Origin of the sequence: Bartonella sp. OC68QHHN (assembly GCF_042193875.1) — a bacterium.
Taxonomy (GTDB): domain Bacteria; phylum Pseudomonadota; class Alphaproteobacteria; order Rhizobiales; family Rhizobiaceae; genus Bartonella; species Bartonella grahamii_A.
Genome location: NZ_JBHIME010000073.1, coordinates 1 through 1148 on the forward strand (window position 1 = coordinate 1; position 1148 = coordinate 1148).

Here is a 1148-nt window from a genome sequence, read left to right on the forward strand (position 1 = left end):
CCATTTTCATTTTTGGGTGTGGGATAAACCCGCATCTTGTGACTTCTGCGTCATAAATGAATTCATATTCTCTCAAGGCATCTTCTTCATGTTCAATGCCCCATTGCATAGCAGGTGTTGTGTAAGATTGGCTTATTTCCCCTGTTAAGCGTTCTGTCATGAGTTTCATTTTGTAATCTTCATATTTGCTTGTTGGCAATCCTTTTGCTGTCTTACTGAGTACGTTGTAAACGTTTGAAGCAGTGACTTTCCCTAAGCGTGCTTGAAACCATTCTGCTGTTCGTTGCTCCATCTCACACCGCCGTTCCCTGTTCGTGTGGCGTTGCTATATCGGCATCTTGTATAGGAGAATCTGTTTCTACCTTTTGCTTGTTTTGTTTATTTTTCAAAAGATGCAACACCGTTTGTGCTTGTCCTTCAGACATATCGTCAAGATTTTTGACGTTGACATAAGCAAGTATTTTTTCTTCTTCTGTTTGGGTTTGTACGACAAGTCTTCTGATTTCATTGATCTGTTGTGGAAAAGCCTTTTTAATAGGTGTGTTCCCATCCGTATCATCATCTTCACTCACGACATTAAGAAGCATACCTAACAGATATCTGCGTGCGTATGTGATTGCAGAACCAACCGATTGTATATTTGATTTGCATCCTTTAGTGTCATAAGGAAACTTTCCTTCTGTTGAGATTTTATTTCCAGACGGATGCGTCAAAGTCATTTCTATAATTATATTGTCTGAACTCTGTTCTTTGATACGAGAAAACAAAGCAAATCGGTGTTTTGCAAGAGGCTTCTTTACAGCATCAATGTACTGGTCAAGGGTTGCATATTGGCTGTTTGTATGGGTGTTTTTAGAGTTTTTTTGTATTTTTTGATATTCTATTTGCATATTCGAAAGATCACAGGCAAATCTTTCGTAGTTTTGTCGTTCTATTTCTTTTTCTCGTAAGGCAATGAGACGCTCTAAACGGTCCATATCGATGTCATTTTCTAAGGCTCTGTTTAAAATGCGTTCCATAGCAGTTTGTTTAACCGCTAAATGATGTGTTTCTTCAATTTCTGTTAAGGTAGTGTTTTGTTCACTCATCTTGATCTCCTCCTATTTGAGCGCAATTCCCCCGTGGCGTGAATCACGCTGGTGTTTAAA

2 protein-coding genes are annotated in these 1148 nt (G+C 38.7%); both read right to left on the bottom strand.

The annotated features are described in order from the left end of the window. A partial coding sequence (locus tag ACFIJ0_RS07505) for a YqaJ viral recombinase family protein (RefSeq protein WP_375644008.1) occupies positions 1-292 on the bottom strand: 292 nt, incomplete at its 3' end. A 1-nt stretch (position 293) separates the two neighbouring features. Further along, the gene (locus ACFIJ0_RS07510; RefSeq protein ID WP_375644009.1) at positions 294-1088 is read right to left on the bottom strand and encodes an ERF family protein; all 795 of its coding nucleotides are present in this window, start codon (positions 1086-1088) and stop codon (positions 294-296) included. Between the last annotated feature and the right edge of the window lie 60 nt (positions 1089-1148).

What these genes read in the sequence shown, in the direction of transcription:
- ACFIJ0_RS07510 (WP_375644009.1), bottom strand. Translation starts at nt 1,088, where the DNA reads ATGAGTGAACAAAACACTACCTTAACAGAAATTGAAGAAACACATCAT.